The following is a 19,144-nucleotide window of genomic DNA, read 5'->3' as shown; positions in this document are numbered from 1 at the left end:
CCGCCATCGCCCGTATGTCGGAATTCAGACTGTGGCGAGCCATCACAGCCGGGTACGAGTTACTGCTGTGCTGAGTGCAGACAAGACCATGAGCGTGAGCTGTGGGCCATTAGTCAAAGGAGAGTTGCATGACACTTTTAGAATTGCTGGTTAAAGAGTTGCCTAAGCGTGGTGGGTGGCCTGAAGGGGTTGAAGAAATATGGCAGGACTACGACAGGCAAATGAGACCTAGGTATTTGAACTGGTTTGCTGATGAGTTAAGCGAAGACCATAGACATCAGCATCATGATGCCAAGGTGAAGATTAGCCGAACGCAATACGAAGCCGCCATCGCAGCACAGCAGCCAGTGTGGAACGGTGAGGGATTGCCACCTGTTGGGTGTGAGTGTGAACGTTCTTGGTGCGGCGATAACTGGTTGAGCTGTGAGATTCTTTTCATAGGCATAGAAACCGTTGTTGTGCGTTTGTCGACAAGAGAAGTGAGTTATGGGTTAAGTGAAGTAAAGTTCCGCCCCATCCGCACCGAAGCAGAGCGCAGGCGTGAGGCATCCATAGCCGCCATGCGCGCATTCTTTGGTCATGCATCAGGGCTTTATAACCTCTCCGGTCTCTACGAAGCCATCGCAGCCGGAAAAATCACCGGCGTAAGGCTGTCAGATGACTGAATCAGAGAAATCATTCGAAGCCTATCTCGACGAGGTAATTGAGCACGCCGGGCAGACTGGCAAGCGCCGGACGCTGTGGAGCATACCGCGCTGCGTTCTGGCCCGGGGGGTGTGGATAGATTGCATGGAGAGACAGAATGTCGCCAGCACAGGAAAATGCACTACGGTCGGTGGCGAGAAACTGCCGGGCTGAAATCATCAAAGCCACTGCCGGCCAACCGATATCCGAGAAAGACCGCATCACCACACTTCTGTTAGATAAATTCACTAAACAAATAACTGCCCTGCCACCTGGCAAGTTCTCAGCTAAGCGCTGGCTTACTTACTATGTGCGCGTGGTGGATAAGGAGATTCGAGCATGATTGAAGCAACAATTTTAGACATGTGCTGCGGCTCGCGCATGTTCTGGCTGGATAACCAGGATGAACGAGTAATCTTCTCAGACCGACGAAGTGAAGAGCATGTTCTCTGCGATGGCCGCCTCTTAAACATCTCCCCAGATGTGATCGCGGACTTCCGTCACCTTCCATTTATGGATAATAGTTTCTCTCAAGTCGTTTTCGACCCGCCGCACCTTGACCGTGCTGGAGAGAATGGCTGGATGAGAAAAAAATACGGAGTGCTAGACAGAGATGGTTGGCGCGAAGATATCCGAAAGGGATTTTCCGAAGCGTTTAGAGTGCTGCGGCCACAAGGCACGCTGGTATTCAAGTGGAATGAAACTCAAATTCCTGTTCGCCACGTCATCGAGCTAACTGACCAAAAACCAACAATCTGGCAGCGCACAGGAAAAGGTGACAAAACTCACTGGATTCTCTTTCTCAAAGCTTAACCCTCCCCCATCTATCTACTGAGGTAACCTGGCGAATAGCCCACAGGTTCGATTCCCATTGGAGACGCACTTATGCAACATCACCTGCAGCCAGACTCGCTGGTTGACCTGAAATTCATCATGGCCGATACTGGCTTTGGAAAGACCTTCATCTATGACCGAATCAAAGACGGCACCCTGCCGAAAAGTAAGCTGATACATGGCCGCGCCCGCTGGCTATATCGTGACCACTGCGAATTCAAAAACAAGCTCCTGAATTGCCTGAATGGGTAAATGCGCGGGTAAAAACAAATACACTCCTGAAATATCCCTTCCTAATCAACCCCCTGCCATACTAATTCGATGTATGCAGGGGACACCATTTTCCTGTCCTGTCGCCCTACGCAGTAGTTCGCAAAAACCCTTTTAAACTCAAGATCCATCTAAATGACCCGTTCATAGTGGTTTGTTGCATCCGCGCTCCGCAACAGGCTGGTTTGGCTATAGGATTATATTTACATGAATAAATTTATCAGGTTTGTATTTATTCTTTTTTACCTGCTGGGCATGATGGCCATTTATTTATCCACGGTGGATAAATATGATGTTATCTATGATATGGACCCAATGATCCATCAAGGATCATTGATTAACAACAGTAATAATGGAAAGGTTATTTCTGGTGTAATTCTATTTTTGATCTTGATATCCCAGATGACCTTTTTTTACTTTGAAAAATCGAGAAAATGGAAATGGGCAACAGGGATCATGACAGTAATAGCATGCTTCCTTTTTTTCATTAGATAAATCTCATTTATAATTATTATCGCTTTTATCAGGATGAGTATGCCGGGAGACCTCTCAATATGAATGGCACGATGATGCAAGAGGGTTACACCGCCGCCCCACGACAGGATAAAGCCCGCGTGTGCGCTGAGGGACCCCACAAAACAAGACCTGCATTATTGGCAGCCACCTTCTTTTCCGGTCGGCCAGTGACGCGGGCCTGCACGATGGTTCAGGTCAACGTCAAGGGCGTTTCGCTTTCCCGCTGCGTGGGCTGAGCGACCCAAGGTGGGCAGTCGCCGCCTCAACGTCAAAACCCAGATCCAAAATCCTGATTCAAATCAATCCGCAGAGACTGTCACATGGTGGGGGTTGTAATACCCACAGCGAGCAGACGCTCTGCGGGGATGGGGCCAGTTTGAGGTAAGCCGGACGTCACGCGGCAGGGACGCCGCGTGCCGAGGCCCGCATGGATGCGTCTTTTGCCGATCCGGCGTGCTCAAACTGGCCTCAGACCTGAAGCCGAATGATCAGCCATTCATTTTTGTGGGGATACCTCAGCGCGTGTGCGGGCTTCCGTTACCTCCCGTTAACCACCAAATACCAGCGTCGTAGACTTCGCCCCGGCATTAGCCGCCGCAAATGTTTTCGCGTCCGCCGCCGATTTTGCGCTGTAAGCGTAATTTGATGCCGCTGTCCACTGACTCTTCGGCGACTTCTGGTTGGTAATGGCAGGCACGCTGCCGGTATCAGTAAAGGTGCCGTTGCCTTTATCATCCAGCATGCCTTTATTCGCGCTGCCCTCACCGAAGTAGTTATTTTCAGAAATAATTTTTGCGTTCTGAGCCAGCGTAAAGCCAAGCTGGAACTTGTTGATATAGTTACTGTAAACATGGAAGTAGCCATAACGCATCAGTCCCGGTGCCCTGACCTCCATATTATCGAAGTAACTGTGGCAAATGGTTAGATGCGGATAACCGTTATACGTTGCATCATTATCATCTGCCGGGTGCCCCAGAATCAGCCCGTATTTATGGTTACCGAAATAGCAGTTGCTGATGGTTGCGTAGTCAGCTTTCTCACCGATATACAGCAATTTATCCAGGCTGCCGTCACCATCTGACCAGGTGTGACCGACGAATGAACAGTGATCGATCCAGTATTTACTGCCGTAGTTCAGGTAAAGCTGGATATCATCATTGGCTTTAATATTCACCGAATGCTGGAAAATCAGGTTCTGGAAAATAATGTTCTGCGAGGTGGTCGTCGCACGGAAATGGATATTGTTTAAGGTGCGGTTCTGGAATGAACCAATAATAGTTTTATTCGAACCGAGATTCACTTTCGTCAGACTTGAGGCGGTGATATTGCTGTTAATCACCAGTACCCGCGCCGTGCTGTCGCCCACATACTGGTTAAGCTGCGCCAGTGTATTAATCTCCACCACCGACCCATTCCAGCCGCCTGTAACATTGGCTGCTTTGGCAAAACCGACCAGACCATTCAGTTTACTTGTTGGATATGTCATAAAAGCCCCTGTTTGCATGATGTTTTTTTGAGATAACTCTGTGTATGACACCCTGTCGATTGAGCCATTTGCGAGAGGATAAGCACTCACGTCCATTGGCTTACGGGGCTATTTATACGCATCGTAAAAACCATGAACCAGCCAGTTCATGTCGCTGGTCGACAGGCAAACAAAAGCAGGCATTAAGATGCCATCATCAACATTGGACTTTTCGCTAAACGGAAATGTACTACTACATGGGCTTTATGACTTTACGTTAAAGGAGGGGTCTGGAAGGTGCGGTGAAACGGTTTCTGTTCTGGCTTTTGGGTGCGGTTTTGGGATCCGGCAGCAGCTGTAAGTATCCCGCTAAAACGCACTATTCACTTTTAGAGGTCGTCCTGCATACTGATAACGTTGCCCCGAGGAGATCGACATGCGAAAGGCCCGGGTCAGTGGACTTGTCGTGGCATGTCTGTTTTTCTTCATTCGATAAGAATCATTATTTTGGCACATGCGCGAGGGATAAATACCGCTTCAGAGGCCTTTCTCAGAAGCGGTATTCGGGTGACGGGAACGGATCAGAACTGCTGACGTACCTGCAAAGTGACGGTCTGCCCTTTGTACTGCTCACCGAGTTGCGCGTTATAACGCGCGGTCAGGCTGAGCGTGTCTGATTTAACCACGGTAGCACCAACAGACAGATCGGCAGTGTCTTCAACGGGTGAAGCACCAAAGGTGGTGAAACTGGTTTCACCTGCTGTATCAGCAATATAGCTGGCGGTAGTGGCACTGCGCTGAGGATTATACTGATGGGTCCAGACAGCCTGTACATAAGGCACAACATCGCCAAAGCCTGTCTGGAATGATTTATCCAGACGTGCGCCCAGTCCGCTACGCAGCGCGTTATTATGGCTGCCTTCTACTGACAGGGCTGAACCATTACCGCTGCTTTCTTGATAACTGTCCAGCGTCTGATAGCTGTAGCTCAGACTGGCTAGCGGCGTCAGAGTGGTGGCGTCCGCCACGGCCAGCGGATAACCAAACTCCGCTTTGGTGACGTACTGCTGCCCATCAAACTTGCCCTGCGCCGTATCGGAGTAACCCGTCACACTCACATTGCGCGTGGTGTCGTAACGTTGCTGGGTTACACTGGCCGAAAGGTTAACGAACCAGGGTTCACCGGTATAGCTGGCATAGCCAATCAGGCCATATGAGTCAACGCCCGTCTTGTTACCGGAAAGATTATCTTCGCCATGAACCGAGGTGTAACTGTAGGTCAGGGCACCACCGGCGCGCCAGGCGTCTCCCAAGCCCCGATCGCCGCCCAGTACCAGCCCGCTGTAATTCGCTTTATAACCACTGACAGCATCCACCATCCCCTGATTAGCATGGCCGCCAAACACCTGCCCCCATGCAGACCACTCAGCAGGATCATCACCGGTAGCCACACCACGCATGCCATGCGATTGTGCCAGACGCACGGCATCAACTCGCTGACCGACCACGCTGACTGCGTCGAATGTTGCAACTGAGGCCACATGGCTGGCGCTGCTGTTCTGTACTGGTGATAACTGCTCACCCACCTTGTTTGCTTCCCGGGTAGAGTCAATGGCCAGGGAGGCGTTATACAGATCGAGCAGTCCCGGGGCAATGCCGGAGTACTGCTTCAGTCCCTTCAACGATGAGATCGCGTTGCCAGTCGTGGCGTAGCTGGTGGAAGGGGTAGTAGGATTGGTCGGGTTAGTAGGATTGGTCGGATTAATAATATTGCCAAGCGTCACCACCAGGCTACTGGTGTTGCCATTGACAACAGCGGCACCCGTGTTTAACCCACTGTATCCGGAGGCCAAATAATTTAAGGAATCGGCATTGTAATCGGTGCCACTGGTAGCAGCGGTGATCACCACGTAGCGCTGTCCTGCCGCAAAGCTGTAGGTATTGAGTGCCTTGAGTGAAACAGTCGAACCACTTTCGATGGTTGCGGCACCACTGACAATCAGACGCCCATAGCCGGTATCGGTATCATTCCCGCTGCTTATTGCTGAATCACTGACACCGACCAGCAATGTCGCCAGGGCGCTCTGAGTGTAATTGCCGGTGATGCTGATAAGGTTATTGACCTGCAACGTCGCGCCCGTGTTGTTCACGTAATTGCTGCCGACGTTGATTTTATCGTTGAGCAGCAGATTGCCGGACGCGAAATAGAGGCTGGCGGCGTTACTTGAGATCGTCCCGATATCGGCACTGCCGATGCCGCCACTGGCACCGGTCAGGGTACCGAAGATCGTATCGCTGCCACCGTTGATAGTCATGCTGCGGCTGGATAAATTACCGATCAAACCGGAGACCAGGCCGCTGTTGGTGATCGGCCCCAGGGTACCAATTGAAGCGTTATAAATGGCATAGCCGCTGCTGCTGGCAATGGTTCCGCTGTTCACCAGCGCACCGAGAGTACCGGCATTCGCGACAGCGCCAAGAGCACCGGTGATAGTCCCGCTGTTATTCAGGCTACCGATGGTGGCGTTGGCGCTGGTGCCAACACCCACGTTAGTCGTCCCTGAAATCCGACCGGCATTGGTTAGCGTGTTGATATTGATCACGCCCGAGGGAGTAAGGTTGCCAGCCAGAACCCCTGTCCCTGCTTCAATAAGGCCAGTGCTGGTATTCTCCAGCGAGGTGATGAGGCTGCCGTTATCAGCTTGAACGCCGTAACTATTGGCAGAAATAGTGCCGCTATTGAATAAGCTGGTGATCGCACCCGTACTCTGAATGCCCGCTGTCGTTCCGGTGAGGCTTCCCGTATTGGACAACGTGCCGATCGTACCGGCATTGAGGATGCCAATGCCACCCGAGATGATATTGCCATTACTGAGTGACGTAATGAGGCTGTTGTTCCGAATACCTGCCGTGGTGCCGGAAATCGTCCCTCCGGCATTGTTGGCCAGCGATACGATCGTTCCGTTATTTAAGATCCCGAAAGTGTCACTGATGATCCTGCCGCCATTCACAACGCTCAAGGAGTTGCTGGTGTTCTGCAGGGCGGCGACGGATGTCCCACTCAGCAATCCGTCATTGGTTAATACTCCCGCTGAGGAGGATGCCGCCAGGGGCGGGGTACCCGTTGAAATAAGTGCACTCTCACTGACAATGTTAAAGTCCCCGGCAGACCAGTCGATGCAGTCGGTCGTTCCCACCAGTGTCGACGAGATATTAACGGGGAAACAGGCTGCATAGGCCTGTGCTGACGACAGCAACACCATTGCGGACCCCAAAGAAAGGCCCAGCACCTTGCGTCTGTTGAGTGCTTCTGCCACTGGACTCATTCTATATTTTAACATTCCCCGCCCCTGCATTTTTTATGATTTATAAGATTAAACTTATATCATTAGCCACAAATTTGTAACAAGTGATTATTGCATTAGAATCGTACAATTCTGACGTGCGGTGTTAGCAACCGGTATCACCTGCTCCGCAACAGCGATTAAGGCTGTGCAGGACCGTGCGCTTCAGGCACATCCTTTAATGTTTTTAACGCTATGGCAACGTTTTGCAGGACGGTATGCCATTGCCCTGACGCGGGTTGGCGGAACAACCGCATGCCAGGATACCAGGGGGAGTCCTCACGTTGCTGTAACCAGCGCCAGTCGTGTTGGAAAGGCAACAGCACCCAGGCTGGTCGGCCGAGCGCACCGGCCAGGTGAACCGGCGAGGAGTCCACAGAAACCAGGGTATCGATCACGCAAAGGATGGCCGCAGTATCATCGAAATCGTGGATCTCATCACTCAGTGACAGCAGCGACATACCTGGTGGCGGCGTGGCGGCCTGCTCGGCCGCTGGCCCTTTCTGTAATGCCAGGAAGGTGATGCCCTCCTGCGCCAGCGGTGCCAGTTCGCTCAGCGTCAGCGAGCGGCGCTTATCGTTGGCATGAGTGGGACGACCGGCCCACACCAACCCCACTAACGGGCGTGGCAGGTCGGCCAGGCGTACGCGCCATTTTTCTACCCGGGCAGGATCGGCAAACAGATAGGGCATTTTCCCCGGCAGATGCGACAGCTGTAAACCGAGCGCCGCTGGCAGACTCATCAGTTCACAGTGGAAATCGAAGGGCGGCGGCAGCATCCCGCGCACCATCAGTTGGTGATACCCGCTGACGCCACGCGCCAGGTGATAAGCCTCCGGATTCACCTCCAGCACAACATGGGCACCGCTGCGCTCTTGCGCCTGCTGTACCAGCCGCAGAAACTGAAAGGTGTCGCCATAACCCTGTTCATCGTGGATAAGCAGCGTTTTCCCCTGCACAGACTGCCCTTCCCATCGCGGTTTAGCGATGTGGCGTTCAAGCATGCGGGTGTTGTCGAGCCGGTAACGGAAGCGATATTCGCGCCAGCCGCGCGTGAATTCGCCCTGTAATAACAACATCTCAGACAAGTCGAAGCGCACACTCACGTCACCGGGCGTTGCCTGCACGATCATCTCCAGCACCTGAGTCGCCTCGGCAAACTTCCCTTGCTGGCGAAACGCCACATAGAGCTGCCGCCACAAGGGAATTGGCCCGGTACCGGAGGCCAGCGCCTGGCACAGCATCACGTCAGCCTCAGCCCAGCGTTCGGCCTTCAGGAGTGAGTCAACTTGCAGGAAAATGGCGTGGACATCTGTCGGTATGAGGTTCATTGCGGCTCCAGACCCAGTGCGTCCAGCAAAGGACCGAGGTGCGCCGCGTGCCGGTGCCAGCGTCCTTTGGAGGAGGTGTAGATCGGCTGACGCACCTGAGCCACGCTGGCCGTGCGCACAATGCGACGTGTTTCGTGGAAGGTCAGGCAGGCGTCGTCCCAGGGAAGATCGATGAAATCAATCAGGCGCCGCGCCTGGCCTTCGAGGTCGTCGACCACAGCTTCGTAATCAACTTCGATGAAGCATTCTGCGGGCAAAATCTGGCGAAAATGTGCCATCAGCGTCTGGTACGCCAGGTAGAACTGGCCCAGTTCATCCAGCTGGTAAGCGAATAGCTGCTCGCCAGAAAAATGCTTGCTGTAACAGGACAGGCAAGTATCAACAGGATCGCGGCGGCAATGGATGATGCGCGCGCCGGGCAGCAGCAGTGGAATCAATCCGGCATAGAGGAAGTTGCCAGGCAGTTTGTCGATCACCCGCAATGCATCCGGCGCCAGATGGCGCACCTGCTCAAGGTAATCCGCACCAATATGGGCAAAATCGGCCTTGCTCCAGTGCGCCACATCATCCGGGAAGCGGCCTCCACGTGACACTGCCCGATCCAGCGCACGCAACTCCCCTGCACCATAAACCGCAGGATGTGAGGCCAGAATCTGCTCAATCAGCGTGGTGCCTGAGCGCGGCATACCGATGACAAACACCGGTCGGTCAGAAGCAGCGCCAGCGCCGCTGAACTGTGCCATCAAAGCTGGTGTGAAAACGGCAGCAATATTTTTCATCCACGCACTGGTTTGTGCGGCATCGTAATGAAAAGAGGCCCGTTTAAACGCATTACCCTGGTTTAAATGGAAAAATGCGCGATCAGAATCATGGGTATCCAGATAAGCTTTGCCCAGCGAAAAATGCAGCATCATTTTTTCATTCAACGGGGGAGCAGGTTCGCGTACTAACGCGGCTTCCATGACCACCACGTCGGGGTCGCCTGCCCGATAGAATTTGTTATCGCAACGCGCAGCGATAACCCGCGGCGAATCAGGAAAACGTTCCAATGCGCGTTCAAAGCCCGCCGTCGCTGCGTCCTTATCACCGATTTCCATCAGTAACACAGCACGCGCAATCAGAGCTTCCTCGGCGACCGTACCAGGTAATGCCGCAGCCTGGTGATAAGCCTGCTCAGCTTCTTTATACTGCCCAAGCGCCTGCAAGGCTTTACCCAAAATCTTATGCGTATTGGCACTATCCGGTGCGATGGCCAGGGCGTGACGTGCAGCGGCGACAGCGTCTTCGTAACGCTCATCGGCATTCATGATATGGGCAAGTGCAGTGAGCGCACCCGCGTGTTGTGGGGCAAACGCCAGCAGTGCGTTGACCCAGCGCAGCGCATCGGCATAGCGCATACGCGACAACGCAATTTCCGCCAGATTTAGGTACGCATCAGCCAGCTGCGGGTTGATATCTATCGCCCGCATGGCAGAGGCCACAGCCTCATCAATACGGCCCTGGTCAATCAACAGTAAGACAAGATTGCTGTACACCTCGGCGTAATCGGGGCGCAATGTCAGGGCACGCTGGTAACTGTCGTGGGCGCGGGGCAGATCGCCCAGACGCTTGTAAGTATTGCCCAGATTGTTGTACACCTCGGCATTATCCGGCTGCAATGATGCAACGTATTTCAGGCATTCCAGGCTAGCATTGAATTTTCCGGCCTCCTGCAGAATGATTCCAAGATTACTCCAAGCTGCGACAAGTTCCGGCTCTTGTTCGGTTGCGCGCCGGGCGGCTTGCTCGGCTTCCAGCAGCAAACCTTTCTGGCGGTAAAGCTCGGCCAGGTTGCTGTGAATGATTGCCGGTGCCTCCGGTGACTGGCTGGCCTTATGGATATAATCGAGAGCCAGATCCGGCTTGCCGTAGGCATGCATCATCATCCCCAAAAGATTGAGGGCATCGTGCTGTAATGGCGCGACCTGCAGCACCCGTAAACAGAGCTGCTCTGCCTGCGCCGCCTGGCCCGCGTTCCAGTGAGCATTCGCCAGCTCCAGGGCCTGAAACACCGTCAACTGCTGCGGGTGAAGAGGATTGCTATGACTCAAAATATTCCCCAGATATAAAAGGTAAAATCTCACTGGCTACATATGCAACTTACCGACCAGGAAATATCCCACTTTCAGATAACTCCTTATAGTATTTACTCCTTTCAAATTCCACACAAAACTCGCTCCACCATCTCCGTGCTTGTCTTACGATCCTCAGGGCAGAGTGAGTTTCATTTTGAACAGACATCAGCATTTTCTCGTATTAATCCATTAATATCCCCGTTACACACCCAGCTGCATGCTGCAACCCGGTGTAATCGGGTATTGCACTGTTAGTTACGCTTTTTCTGGCACCAGGGTAGACAGTTCACTCATGGGGAGAATCTGGAAAAACAAAGAAAAAATCAGCCATCAATGTCCGGAAGCATTGCTATCCATTCGCTTATATCATCATGCACATTTAATTATTAAGTGTGATGACTGTCACCCAAAATAACCACTTTGGACTTTTTGCTACTCGAAAATGTGCTAACACATGGCTTCTTGTAACTTAAGGTAAGATGCGATGAGGCTGTTTTTGTTTTCGCTTTTGGGCACGATTGTGGGATTTGGCGTAACATTTGCTGTATTCCCACTACTATCCGATCTGATCGTCGGCCCGGTGGTCAGTGATGAGGAGATGAATCAAAACGTTGGCTTGTTTCTGATTACCGCTTCCCTTTTAACGGTGATCGGCGCTCTGGCAGGCGGGTTATTTCAGCGGCAGCGACGCAGTAAGAAAAAAAGTTTCTGAATCCGCGTTATTTATCCGTTGCAGAAAGGGGCTAACTATTTAGCCCCTTTCTTATTCAGTACAGTATTTAAGAAGAAACAACTCCCGCAATGGCCCGCACATCACTGCCGGTCGGTGCCTGATGCACCCGCAGGCCGAACTCGCCTACCACCGCAAAGACATGGTCGAAAATATCGGCCTGGATACTTTCATACTCCAGCCAGGCAACGGTATTGGTAAACGCATAGATCTCAATGGGTAAACCCTCGGCGCCCGGTGCCAGCTGGCGTACCATCTGCGTCATATCTTTACGAATCGACGGATGCTGGCGCAGATACTCGGTCAGGTAGGCGCGGAACGTCCCCACGTTGGTCATACCGCGCTGATTCAGTACGGAGGCGGCGGCAACATCGCCCTGCCCGTTCCAGCTGTTAATCTCCTCCTGGCGCGCCGCCATATACGGCTTAAGCAGGCGGGCCTGCATCAGTTTTTCATGCTCTGCATCAGAGAGGAAACGGATACTGGTGGTATCGATATTGATACAGCGCTTAATACGTCGCCCACCGGAGGCTGACATGCCGCTCCAGTTTTTAAAGGCATCGGATACCAGGGCATAGGTCGGGATAGTGGTAATGGTGTTATCCCAGTTCTGCACTTTCACCGTGGTCAGCCCGATGTCGATTACCGCGCCGTCCGCGCCGTATTTCGTCATCTCCAGCCAGTCGCCCAGTTTCAGCATGGTGTTGGCAGAAAGCTGAATGCCTGCCACCAGCCCTAAGATCGGATCTTTAAACACTAACATCAGCACGGCGGCCATTGCGCCCAGTCCACTGATCAGGATCGCAGGGGATTTACCGATCAGCAGTGAGATCATCATGATGCCAATCACGATTGCGCTCAGCAGCTTCACGCCCTGGAAGATCCCCTTCAGGGGGAACTGCGCAGCAAACGCAAACCGGTGCGACAGGCCAGCGATCACGTCAAGCAGTGAGAAGAATGACATCAATGCATAGATCATTACCCACAGCTGGGCGCAGGTGGACAGGATCAGGGCGGCATCGCTGCCCTTTTCCAGCCACAGAACGGCCTGGAGATTGACGATCATCCCCTGAAGCATAAAGGCCAGCCGGTGGAAGAGTTTGTTCCCGGTAATGATTTGCAGCCACAGGCGGTTGCTGCCCTGCGCACGCCGTTCAAATGCCCGCAGGACAATGCGGTGCAGAATAAAATGCACGATTAATGCGGTAAGAAAAATGATGCCAACAATCACAATCAGCGAGGTAGGGTGACCTGGTTCTATTCCATATTGCTTCAGAAATGTAGCCAACTGCTGCATAACGCCTCCTTTATAAAACGAGGGGCGATCATGCCCTCTGAAGATGCCAGGTTCAACCTTTAGCGGTCCGTGGTCCCGACATTTACAATGACAGAGAAAAATGGGGTTTACGTGACAAACCGGTGCGAAAAACAGCGATACTCTGCCGATTGATTCGAACGGATAGCGGGTAACCTAAAAGGATTGTTATTGACCGTTGTACCGGAGCATCCTATGCCAGATAAAGACCCCGTTGTTGAACGCCTCTCTTTAGAAGTTCTTGCGCTGAGAAATATTGTCCAGATGCTCATCGCTTACGGCAATGTCCCGACCGGCGGCAAGCTGAATAAGTACCTGGAGAAAATTGCGGAAGAAGTGGAACACCGCGATGGACGTGAAGCGAATAAAGCCATTGCGGATGTGATACGCGGTTATATTCGTTAAGCGATATCCTGCCGCCCCGGCTGATACCGGGGCGGCAGGAAGGGATTACACGACTTTAAACACCGAAATATCTTCCGCCAGCTGCGAGGCTTCCGCATGCAGGGCGTGAGTATTTTCCGCTGTCTGATGAACCAGTGCCAGATTTTGCTGAATGGTACGCTCCATCTGCGATACGGCGAGCGTCACTTCGGCAATACCTTTGCTCTGCTCATCACCGGCTACGCGGATCTCCCCCACCACTTCTTTCACTTTCAGCACATCTTTCACCAGTTCTTCTAACTGACGTCCTGCGCCTTCCACCAGCTTACTGCCGGTCAGCACATTGCTGTCGGACTGACCGATCAGCGTTTTGATCTCCTGTGCGGCCGTTGCACTGCGCTGGGCCAGCGCACGGACTTCAGCAGCAACCACGGCAAAACCGCGCCCCTGCTCCCCGGCGCGCGCCGCTTCAACCGCCGCGTTCAGTGCCAGGATATTGGTCTGGAACGCAATGCCATCAATCACGCTGAGGATCTCACCTACGCGGCTGGAAGAGACTTTGATGGTCTCCATCGTATCGATCAGCTGTCGCATGACATTACTGCTGCTGCGGGCGATCTGCGCCGTCTGTTCGGTAAAGGAATCGGCCAGGCGGGTATTCTCAGCATTCTGCTGCACGGTGGCATTAAGCTGCTCCATCGCCGCAGCACTCTCTTCGACCGCAGCCGCCTGTTCGCTGATCTTGTCGGTCAGCTCCTGGTTGCTCTGCTCCAGCCCGCTGGCATTGTGTGCCACATGCACGCCGCTCGACTGCACGTTAGTGATTACACCGGCGATCTTATCGACAAACTGGTTGAAGGATACGGCGATATCAGCGATCTCATCGCGGCCTGAGGTATCCAGACGGCGGGTCAGATCGCCATCACCGTGCGCAATATCATCCAGCGCTTTACGGGTCGACTCAAGCCGTCCTGAAATCTGGCGCGAGATAAACCACGAGGCAACCAGCAACACTAACAATGAAGGGATCAGCAGCACAAAGATATCCTGCATAATGTTGTGCGCCAGCGCAGTCACTTCTGCCTGCGGCGTCACCAGACCAATGATCCAGCCGGTATCCGCCATACGGAACAGCGTCACCTGCGCATCCTGGTGCAGCCATTCATCGTTGATGCCACTGAGTGTGGTACTGCCGCTGGCCGTGCCCGCTTTTTTTACCCCTTCAACTATCGGTGCCAGCCAGGATTGCTGCTGTGCCAGATCGCTGAATTTTTTCAGCGCTTTGTCTTTCATACCGGGGAAATAGAGCACGTTACCGGCCTGGTCGAGCGCAAATGCATAACCGCCAGTGTTGCTGCCGTTGCGCTGCATAAAACCGGAAAGATTATCCAGCAGCACATCAAAGGTCGCGACCCCGGCAAAAGCACCGCCGTGGCTGTAAGGTACGCTACAGGTGACCATATTCACGTTGGAAACCGGGTCCTGGTAGACTTCGGACCAGTTGCACTTGTTGGCAGACGCCGTGCGGCTTGAGGTATACCAGCTTTCATTGTGATAGCCCGCCCCGGCCGGGTCGTTGTAGCCGTCCGAGTAATCCAGCCCACCGCTGGCGTTACGCGACCAGAAGAAACTGCGGCGAGCCACCCCCTCACTGAACGCGTTGGGCTCCGGCCACATACCTCCCCCGGCGATACTTTTATCCCCTTTACTGTCGATGATTTGTGGCAAGACCTGTTTCACCAGCGCGTCATCATGTGGCAGCACTTCGGCCAGGCGGGCCAGACTGACGCCTTCCCCTTCAATACGGATAAGCTGCTGGTTAAGCTGACCGACGATATTCTCACCGGTTTGCTGAATTAAGCTGTTGCTGGCATCGATCACACGCGGCTGACCGCGCAGTGAAATCGCCAGGTAGACGATGACGCAGGTAAGCAACAACATAAACACGCCACCTAACGTCAATTTCCCTGATAAACGAACGGGAACCCACGACATAATGATTACCTCGGAAAATAAAATTGAAAATCGACAATCAGAGATAAGCCAAAGGAAAAGTGATTTTTATTGTTATGCGGGTAAGTTCTATCGACATACCATCAATGACTATCATCGGCCGCGCGCTGATAAAACTTTAATTCCACTTAATAACTTGATATATATCAAGTTATAAGCCTGCCGTTTATTCTGCGCCCATGCCCGATATCCGCCATTCATGTCGTCCTGAAGGCATTTCATTCCCTGTTCATGGCAGTTCATGCCTTTTTTCCCCCGCTCTCACAGGGGCGAATTTATCATTGTGCTAATTCAAGATTCTTAGCATTCCCATCGGGAGATATCCATGAACACACCTACTGCAGGCAGCAGCGTTAACCGCACCCGCTGGTTAACCCTGATCGGTACCATCATTACCCAGTTTGCACTGGGATCGGTCTATACCTGGAGTCTGTTTAACGGGCAGCTCTCCCTGAAACTGGATACCACAATCAGTCAGGTGGCTTTCTCGTTCGGTTTGCTGAGTCTGGGTCTGGCACTGGCTTCATCCGTTGCCGGAAAATTACAGGAACGTTTTGGCGTTCGTCACGTCACCATCGCCGCCGGGCTGCTGATGGCGGTCGGTTTGATGCTGACCTCGCAGGCCGATAACCTGTTTATGCTCTATCTCAGCGCGGGCCTGCTGGTCGGCCTGGCCGATGGTGCAGGTTATCTGATGACGTTATCAAACTGCGTGAAATGGTTCCCGGAACGTAAAGGGGTGATATCAGCCTGTGCCATTGGCGCATACGGCCTGGGCAGCCTTGGCTTCAAGTTTATCTGTAGCTATCTGTTGAGCGTCTACAGCCTGGAAACCACCTTTATGATTTGGGGCGGACTGGCGATGAGTATGATCATCGTTGGCGCACTGCTAATGAAAGATGCGCCTGCACAGCAGCCATCCGGCAGCAAATCCGCAGAGAAACGCGATTACTCGCTGGCGGAATCCATGCGTATGCCGCAGTACTGGATGCTGGCACTGATGTTCCTGACCGCCTGCATGAGCGGCCTGTATGTGATTGGCGTGGCGAAGGATATCGGCGAAAGCATGGTACACCTGAGCGCGCAGACCGCCGCCAATGCCGTCACCATCATTGCCATTGCCAACCTGAGCGGTCGTCTGGTACTGGGTGTCCTGTCCGATAAGGTGGCACGTATCCGGGTTATTACCCTGGCACAGGTGGTGTCACTGGTCGGCATGAGCATCCTGCTGTTCAGCCACATGAATGAAAACAGCTTCTTTATTGCCATTGCCTGCGTCGCCTTCAGCTTCGGTGGCACTATCACGGTTTATCCGTCACTGGTCAGCGATTTCTTCGGCCTGAACAACCTGACCAAAAACTACGGCGTGATTTACCTGGGCTTCGGGATTGGGAGCGTAATGGGATCGCTGATTGCCTCACTGTTCGGTGGCTTTACGGTGACCTTCAGCCTGATTATGGCGCTGCTGGTGATTTCACTGCTGATGTCCGCCACCATCCGGATGCCGTATAAACAGGCAGAAACGAAGAAAGAACTGCAACACGCCTGATAACACCCGTCAGTCAATTAACGCCCGCTATCGATAACGACAGCGGGCGTTTTCATTAATTTCCCACTATACCCAAAATAATTCGAGCTGCAGGAAGGCGGCAAGTGAGTGACAAATTGGCCGACGGCCATTTTGAACAGCGTTTACGCAGGCCCACAGGGTGAGCTTCAGAAATGAAGCTCATAATCCCGAATCACTTACTCGAGTAAGTGATTCGGGTGAGCAAACGTAGCCAACGCACATGCAGCTTGAAGTATGACGGGTATATTCAGACGATTCCCACCAATAAACTGCCTTTTTCATCCTTATCTTATTTCATTAAAGCCTTCTCATTCATTCGAGAGATATAATGAATTATTTGGAAATAACTTCCCGAATAAATCTACATTCACCGCATTATTCCTCCACTTTTCTTTCGTAAAGTTGTAGTCATTGAAAAGAGCAGGAGAACAACATGAAGACAACAATGAAAACAATAATGAAAGCAACCTCTGTGGTGTCTCTGATTGTTATGCTGAGCGGCTGTATTATTGCCCCTCCTCATCATGGCGGTGGCGGTGGGTATCACGGTGGCGGTGGGGGTTATCATGGCGGCTATCATCATGGTGGTGGCCCACGACGCGGCAGATAGGAATTTTTAGAAGGGTGGGCAAAGCCTGCACACAGCAATAAGCCGTAAGTCGGTAAATAAAATAAATGGTAAATAAGTACATTGGGCGGGAATTTTCCCGCCCTTATTTTTTAGCTTTTAATACTGTAATTACATTGATACCAGGCTTTCACCAGACCGGGCACATGACTATCCTGTGGCCGCAACGCTTCAACTTTATCAAAGCCGCGTTCACTACAATAACGCTCAACGTCTTTCTCCATCGCGGTTTTGTCCACGCGGACGGGATTAAAACGGTATTGAACGGTATTCACTGCCGGATCTTCATCGACCTTTTCATAGGCTCCGGGTTTGCCGGAAGTACAACCTGCCAGCAACAGTAGCGCAAATGCGCCGATTATTTTTGATTTCATCATGGCTCCCTTCTTCCAGTGCCGCATCATGAGCTGCCCCGCCCCCCGGCGCTATCAGACGCCAGCGCATTTGCATAATTTTACTTAAGTTATGCAATGTTTTACCGATTGAATCGATTCAGGGAGATGAATAGCGTCAGAACGATTTCAGTGCGACTATGCACCCAGACATCGCAAGATGTCTGCGCAACACCAGGAAATTTTTTGCTATAATTAGAATGACTTATGCCCGCGGCGAGCGGGCTTTTTTTTGGACTTAATTACCTGTTCCGCTAATAATTATACGCAGAACGTTGGCGGAATCCTTACCAGTAAGTGCCAGAACCGACTGATAAAGGTCAATGGTCATGTCGCAGAGTTTCGCTTCATTCACCCCGGCTTCCGCAGGCGTGTTTAACGTTTGCAGATCGCTTCCCCAGCGCGCATACAACTGACGCACCACCGCCTGCAACTGCTCCCTTCCCTGTTTGAAATCAATGGGTTGCTCAATGCCATTACTGTGCTTAAGCAATACATCCATCGCCTGCAGCTCCCGCTCCGTCAGGGTTTTCGGTACCAGTTCACTGACATTCACCCCGCCTTTCACCTGGGGAAACAGGAAACGGAAGCACTGCTCCGGGCCACGCTGGCGGATCTGTCTCATCTGCTCCAGGGAAACCTGCATATAGTTAATCAGATCCTGGTCACGCGCCGCGTTAATCCGCTGATTCAACAGATCGGCCACCAACGGGCGCAGATGCTCAATCGCCTGTTGCTGCGGTATACCGGCTTCCAGCTGAGCGATCAGTTCATCATGCGCCTGCTGATATAGCAGGGGTTGCTGCGTTTTTACCGTACGCCAGACCGGGAGCTGTGCCAGACGGGCAGCGGCGGCATCAATTTCCGCCTGCTTTTCCCGTGCCGGGCTGACCCAACCATAGTAATAAAGATTCCCCACCAGCAGCGGAACCGAAAACAGCAGGATCGCCACGGCAGAGGCCATCTTTTTACGTTTGAAAAGGGCACCCAAAACGACCAGCCAGACCAGAGCGGAGAACAGCGAGGCAAGAATAGCGTGAGAAATCAAAACAGAACCCTGACGTTATCAGGCCGGATAACCGGCCCGTTAGAAATGTTAGTCGACGCGCACATCAAGTAATACCGGGCAACTGGCACGTTCAATCACCGCAGCACTGCAAGAGCCTTTCAGCAGACGGTTAAAGGAGGAGAGATGACGGCGACCCATGATGATCATCGCTGCGTTCAGGCTGTTCGCCTGGGCCACAATGGTTTCTGCCGATTCTCCGGCAGCGACGCGCCCACGCGCTGCCACACCCGCACGATGCAGCTCGGCTAACGCCTGACGCACAACGCCTTCTGCGGTATTTTGCTCATCCAGCGCCAGACCAAAGTCGCCGGGATCTTCGCCCGCTTCAATATCAAACGGACCGGATGCCGCATAGCTGGCATCCACACAGCACAGCACCACCACCTCTGCCTGCAAGGCCAGTGCCTGTTCGGTCGCAAGCTGAATCACTTTGCGGGCAATCACCGAATTATCAACAGCGACCAAAAGCGTTTTCATAGCCCTTC

The 19,144-nt window shown here is 52.7% G+C and carries 17 protein-coding genes; 8 read left to right on the top strand and 9 right to left on the bottom strand.

All coding sequences use genetic code 11. The features are described from left to right. Window positions 1–128: 128 nt before the first annotated feature. From HHI26_RS10165 to HHI26_RS10150, 4 genes are all read left to right on the top strand, one after another. Window positions 129–665: a hypothetical protein gene (locus HHI26_RS10165; RefSeq protein ID WP_171149007.1), complete on the top strand. Its 537-nt coding sequence runs from the start codon at window positions 129–131 to the stop codon at window positions 663–665. 137 nt (window positions 666–802) lie between these two features. Beyond that, entirely contained in the window at window positions 803–1,027 is a 225-nt protein-coding gene (locus HHI26_RS10160; RefSeq protein ID WP_171149006.1) for a hypothetical protein, read from the top strand. Continuing rightward, entirely contained in the window at window positions 1,024–1,497 is a 474-nt protein-coding gene (locus HHI26_RS10155) for a class I SAM-dependent methyltransferase (RefSeq protein ID WP_171149005.1), read from the top strand. Before HHI26_RS10160 ends, HHI26_RS10155 begins: the two co-directional genes overlap by 4 nt. Before the next feature lie 72 nt (window positions 1,498–1,569). Next, a complete protein-coding gene (locus HHI26_RS10150) occupies window positions 1,570–1,770 on the top strand; it encodes an excisionase (RefSeq protein ID WP_162475305.1) in 201 nt (66 codons plus the stop codon). A gap of 1,081 nt (window positions 1,771–2,851) precedes the next feature. Here the strand turns inward: HHI26_RS10150 and HHI26_RS10145 are convergent. The 4 genes from HHI26_RS10145 to HHI26_RS10130 all read right to left on the bottom strand — a co-directional run bounded on the left by HHI26_RS10145 (window position 2,852) and on the right by HHI26_RS10130 (window position 10,534). Then, window positions 2,852–3,790 (bottom strand): pectate lyase, encoded by a 939-nt coding sequence (locus tag HHI26_RS10145; RefSeq protein ID WP_171149004.1) that lies wholly within the window; start codon window positions 3,788–3,790, stop codon window positions 2,852–2,854. Window positions 3,791–4,350: 560 nt separating this feature from the next. After that, the gene (locus HHI26_RS10140; RefSeq protein WP_238336995.1) at window positions 4,351–7,110 is read right to left on the bottom strand and encodes an autotransporter domain-containing protein; all 2,760 of its coding nucleotides are present in this window, start codon (window positions 7,108–7,110) and stop codon (window positions 4,351–4,353) included. Window positions 7,111–7,253: 143 nt separating this feature from the next. Then, entirely contained in the window at window positions 7,254–8,444 is a 1,191-nt protein-coding gene (locus tag HHI26_RS10135) for a glycosyl transferase family 8 (RefSeq protein ID WP_171149003.1), read from the bottom strand. Next, window positions 8,441–10,534 (bottom strand): tetratricopeptide repeat-containing sulfotransferase family protein, encoded by a 2,094-nt coding sequence (locus HHI26_RS10130; RefSeq protein WP_133841240.1) that lies wholly within the window; start codon window positions 10,532–10,534, stop codon window positions 8,441–8,443. Before HHI26_RS10130 ends, HHI26_RS10135 begins: the two co-directional genes overlap by 4 nt. Before the next feature lie 508 nt (window positions 10,535–11,042). Here HHI26_RS10130 and HHI26_RS10125 point away from each other — a divergent pair. Then, entirely contained in the window at window positions 11,043–11,270 is a 228-nt protein-coding gene (locus tag HHI26_RS10125) for a hypothetical protein (RefSeq protein ID WP_159336167.1), read from the top strand. A 67-nt stretch (window positions 11,271–11,337) separates the two neighbouring features. Here the strand turns inward: HHI26_RS10125 and HHI26_RS10120 are convergent, their stop codons facing one another. Then, window positions 11,338–12,585, bottom strand: a complete 1,248-nt coding sequence (locus HHI26_RS10120; RefSeq protein WP_159336166.1) for a mechanosensitive ion channel family protein — start codon at window positions 12,583–12,585, stop codon at window positions 11,338–11,340. 213 nt (window positions 12,586–12,798) lie between these two features. Between HHI26_RS10120 and HHI26_RS10115 the strand changes: the two genes are divergently transcribed. Next, window positions 12,799–13,008, top strand: a complete 210-nt coding sequence (locus tag HHI26_RS10115; RefSeq protein ID WP_133841237.1) for a hypothetical protein — start codon at window positions 12,799–12,801, stop codon at window positions 13,006–13,008. Window positions 13,009–13,053: 45 nt separating this feature from the next. Here the strand turns inward: HHI26_RS10115 and HHI26_RS10110 are convergent, their stop codons facing one another. Beyond that, on the bottom strand, window positions 13,054–14,982 hold the full coding sequence (locus HHI26_RS10110; RefSeq protein WP_171149002.1) for a methyl-accepting chemotaxis protein: 1,929 nt from the start codon (window positions 14,980–14,982) through the stop codon (window positions 13,054–13,056). A gap of 343 nt (window positions 14,983–15,325) precedes the next feature. Here HHI26_RS10110 and HHI26_RS10105 point away from each other — a divergent pair, with 343 nt between their 5' ends. Together HHI26_RS10105 and HHI26_RS10100 are read left to right on the top strand one after the other, a co-directional pair. After that, window positions 15,326–16,549, top strand: coding sequence for an oxalate/formate antiport family MFS transporter (locus tag HHI26_RS10105; protein WP_171149001.1), 1,224 nt, complete (start codon window positions 15,326–15,328; stop codon window positions 16,547–16,549). A 478-nt stretch (window positions 16,550–17,027) separates the two neighbouring features. Next, window positions 17,028–17,180, top strand: a complete 153-nt coding sequence (locus HHI26_RS10100) for a hypothetical protein (RefSeq protein WP_166653668.1) — start codon at window positions 17,028–17,030, stop codon at window positions 17,178–17,180. A gap of 110 nt (window positions 17,181–17,290) precedes the next feature. Here the strand turns inward: HHI26_RS10100 and HHI26_RS10095 are convergent, their stop codons facing one another. The 3 genes from HHI26_RS10095 to HHI26_RS10085 all read right to left on the bottom strand — a co-directional run bounded on the left by HHI26_RS10095 (window position 17,291) and on the right by HHI26_RS10085 (window position 19,136). Beyond that, entirely contained in the window at window positions 17,291–17,572 is a 282-nt protein-coding gene (locus HHI26_RS10095) for a hypothetical protein (protein WP_133842101.1), read from the bottom strand. Window positions 17,573–17,828: 256 nt separating this feature from the next. Beyond that, window positions 17,829–18,638, bottom strand: a complete 810-nt coding sequence (locus tag HHI26_RS10090) for a hypothetical protein (protein WP_133841234.1) — start codon at window positions 18,636–18,638, stop codon at window positions 17,829–17,831. A 48-nt stretch (window positions 18,639–18,686) separates the two neighbouring features. Beyond that, entirely contained in the window at window positions 18,687–19,136 is a 450-nt protein-coding gene (locus HHI26_RS10085) for a universal stress protein (RefSeq protein WP_133841233.1), read from the bottom strand. Between the last annotated feature and the right edge of the window lie 8 nt (window positions 19,137–19,144).

Source organism: Erwinia sp. JH02 (assembly GCF_013074405.1).
GTDB classification, from domain to species: Bacteria; Pseudomonadota; Gammaproteobacteria; order Enterobacterales; family Enterobacteriaceae; genus Erwinia; species Erwinia rhapontici.
Note: the sequence above shows the minus strand (reverse complement) of the source record. Positions and strands in the feature narration are given on the sequence as shown.